The following is a 3,442-nucleotide window of genomic DNA, read 5'->3' on the forward strand; positions in this document are numbered from 1 at the left end:
GTTTCGAGAAACTGTAATTTATCGTAAATAGAGGGGGAATTAAAATGTCAGAAACAATAATACAAAATAAGGCTATTAAAGGGCTTGATGAATTAAGGTTAGTAGGTTTTCGAGTTTTATGTTCTGGCGACCAATATTTAGTTGAAATACCCAAAGCGTCATTAAGATTATGCGAGCGTATAAGCGAAATTAAGCAGGTTGTTAATCCCATTGAGCAATTTGGTGCGTTTGTTGTGGAAAATGAAACTGCTGATGAAGATGGTTATTGGGTTTGTGTTGAAGTAAAAGAGTACGAGGATATACCAACTGATATGGTAACTCTAACCATACCACCTCAAAATATGCGGCTATGAGACATAAAGATTCTAATTATAAAATAATGGAGGCTTATAACGACTTACATAAGTGGATTGAAGATAACAACTTTGTAAGGCTAAAAAATAAATGGCATCTAGAAAGGTTTTATGATTGGAAGGATACCGAAAAAGTTGATTAGAGTTGTTAAGTTGTTAGTCACTATTGAGTAAGATATTATTCAGCTAACGGCACTTTCCAGTAATAAGGATCAGCGTTTATTTTTATTTTAGGGCCATAATGTTGAGTAAAGCAACACATATTTATATATAATGCAATCGAGATTGTTAAGGATTACACTTAAACTAAAAGGCAGGATAGTTGAACAAGGAATTAACCAAAATAGGTGGAGTTGCGGGAAATTGATAGTAATACAGTCTCAATCTCTCCTTGAAATGGTTAAAAAGATTCCTTTAAAAGAAAATTTTCTCAACAAGTATGTGTGATTAAAGACGTCATATAATATCCCTCTTTTAGGTGAATTTGAATTAATAAAATAGTATTTGGAAATTTTTATTTGCTATGTATTGGGTGATTTACCAATTGTAACAAAATGTAAAACCATCCTAAAAAAGGATGGTTAAAGAAAATGGGTAAATTTTATTTTATATCTTAATAAAATTGTACGCTAAATATTACTAGGAAATTAACACAATATTGATTAGCACCAAAAAGCACCCAAAGGATGACTTATAAGAAATTAATAAATAAGGTATGGCGGATAATATGGATATGGATACCAGTAAACATATCTATAAGGACCATATAATGTACTAACCAATAGACCGCCCAATACTCCACCCAGTAATCCTGCTAGAAAGGGGTTTCCAAGATAGGGTCTCCAAAAAAATGGAGGTCTCCAGAAAATAGGAGGTCTCCAAAAAAAAGGTCTTAGAAAAGGCGGTCTAATGAAAATTGGTCTCCTTATAATTCGTTCATCTGTATTTGTTATATCTATTTGTTGTGGCATAACCTGTACTTCTGAATTCATAAAAACAGTCCTCATTTCTTTTTGCTATTAAGAATATGCGTTTACCTATCCCGTTTCTTGTGCTTATATCATTGTTTTAAATAATTCCAACCATTAATGTCAAGCCAAGTTTTCAATAAAACAAAGGACCACACGTTACTTTTATTGAGGTATTTGGAAACCCTTCAATATCAAAAAAGAGAAAAACATGGGTACCAATTGTTTTCGTTAATCCCAGGGTTATATGTTATAAACTTGTTACTATTTGCACATTTTAAAAGGTAAAAGAGGGTGCTTATTTTGGGATGGATTTTTGGACTTTATTTATTAAATACTGTTTTTATGATAATTATGGCGATTCGAGAGGTACGGCGACCAGCAGTGGCTTTAAATTGGATAACCATTAGTTTTATATTCCCTGTAATTGGATTTGGGCTTTATTTAATTTCATCAAATCCCATACGTATGAAGCGCCGTAAAAAGCCGACTTCTACTTCTAACGAATCAGACACGCTGCCTGATTCCCTTGGCGGTTCAGCTCAGGTGATCGCACAAGCATTGAAACATTTGACCGTGGATGGATTGAGGACTGGTCATGTACAGGTGCTCATAAATGGGATTAAAACCTATGATATACTAATGGAATCTATACAGAACGCCAAAAAAACGATTGACCTGGAATATTACATATATAAAGACGACCAAATTGGAAGGCGTATTACGGACTTACTGATTGAACGGTCATTGGACGGTGTGAATATCCGTTTTATAAGAGACGGTTGGGGGAGCAGAAAATTATCTAAAACTCAGATTTTTCGGATGATGGATGCAGGAATAGAATGTCGGAATATTTTTCCTTTACGTCCCCCTTGGATTTTTTCAACTTTGAATAACCGGGATCATTGTAAAATTGTTCTAATCGACGGTAGGGAAGCTTTTACCGGTGGGATTAATATTGGGGATGAATATACCGGATTAAAGCCAAATGTAGGACACTGGCGTGACACTCATGTAAGAGTAGTGGGTGAAGCTTCATCTGATTTGAAAATGATCTTCGAAGACCATTGGAATATTGCTTCACCAGAACAAATAAATACAAAATCTAGAATGAAAACAAAAACTGGAAAAGATGGTTCCCCCACCACTCCTACAACCAGCTTATCAAACCCATTTACCATGTTGACAGAATGGAGCACCGAGTTGGGGACTATTGAAGAAACAAACGCGAATGAAGTTCCGACCAATGGGACGCACCAAGCCTATGTACAGACAGTGGAAGGCAATCCTGGTATTCCTACGCCAGTTATTAGGCAGGCTTACTTTATCGGGATAACACAAGCCACAAAGACTGTTGATATCACCACACCCTACTTTGTACCAGATCAAGATATTATTATGGGACTTAAGACAGCAGTTGAACGTGGAGTACGTGTAAGACTGCTGGTTCCTCGTCGAGGGGATCAAAAAATCGTAGAACATGCAAGTTTTACTTATTACGGAGAGTTGTTGGAAGCAGGGGTTCATATCTACCTATATAACAAAGGCATGCTGCACGCGAAGTCGATGGTTATCGATGGGGAAGTAGCGGAAGTAGGAGCAGCAAACTATGATATGAGAAGTTTTCGCTTAAATTACGAAGTTTGTGAATTTTTTTACAGTAAAGACGTGGCAAAAGACCTTACAGACCAATTTGAGCGGGACCTACATGATTCTGTCTCTTTACAAATGGAGGATATATGTCAGCGCTCTCCTTTACAGAGGTTAATGCAGCAGGGTGCCCGTCTCCTTTTTCCGTTGTTGTAGCCATTAACATAGTATCAAATTTGGGAATACAGAATTGGAAGAGAGATTACTGGTTAATTTTTAAGTTGTTATATAATAATTGTGAAAGGTTTCACTTAAACTAACGGGTGCGTTTCTGTAATAAGCAGGAACGCTTTCTTTTTCACTAAATGGGCAGTTGTGCGGCCGAGCATAGGTCGTATCATATAACGGGTGGGATTCCCGTCGAGTAAGAACTAGCCATTCACTCGTAGCGAGTCTTGGAGGGCTAAAGGTAACTTTCGTCTTTAAGCGTAGACAGTTAGGTAATGGGCCGAAAGCCAAATGGTTGAAGGG

General features: G+C 36.8%; 3 protein-coding genes. 2 read left to right on the plus strand and 1 reads right to left on the minus strand.

Annotation, left to right across the window (positions count from 1 at the left end; genetic code table 11):
• The first annotated feature begins 44 nt into the window (after positions 1 to 44).
• Both V7149_RS23930 and V7149_RS23935 read left to right on the plus strand, forming a co-directional pair.
• Positions 45 to 353 (plus strand): GyrI-like domain-containing protein, encoded by a 309-nt coding sequence (locus V7149_RS23930; RefSeq protein ID WP_335348075.1) that lies wholly within the window; start codon positions 45 to 47, stop codon positions 351 to 353.
• Between the two features lie 1,271 nt (positions 354 to 1,624).
• Entirely contained in the window at positions 1,625 to 3,127 is a 1,503-nt protein-coding gene (locus V7149_RS23935) for a phospholipase D-like domain-containing protein (protein ID WP_335348076.1), read from the plus strand.
• Between the two features lie 60 nt (positions 3,128 to 3,187).
• Here V7149_RS23935 and V7149_RS23940 read toward each other — a convergent pair.
• The coding region (locus V7149_RS23940) for a hypothetical protein (protein WP_335348077.1) at positions 3,188 to 3,442 on the minus strand (255 nt) is incomplete at its 5' end.

The sequence above is a fragment of the Bacillus sp. JJ1503 genome, from assembly GCF_036965125.1.
In the GTDB taxonomy this organism is placed as follows: Bacteria; Bacillota; Bacilli; order Bacillales; family Cytobacillaceae; genus Cytobacillus.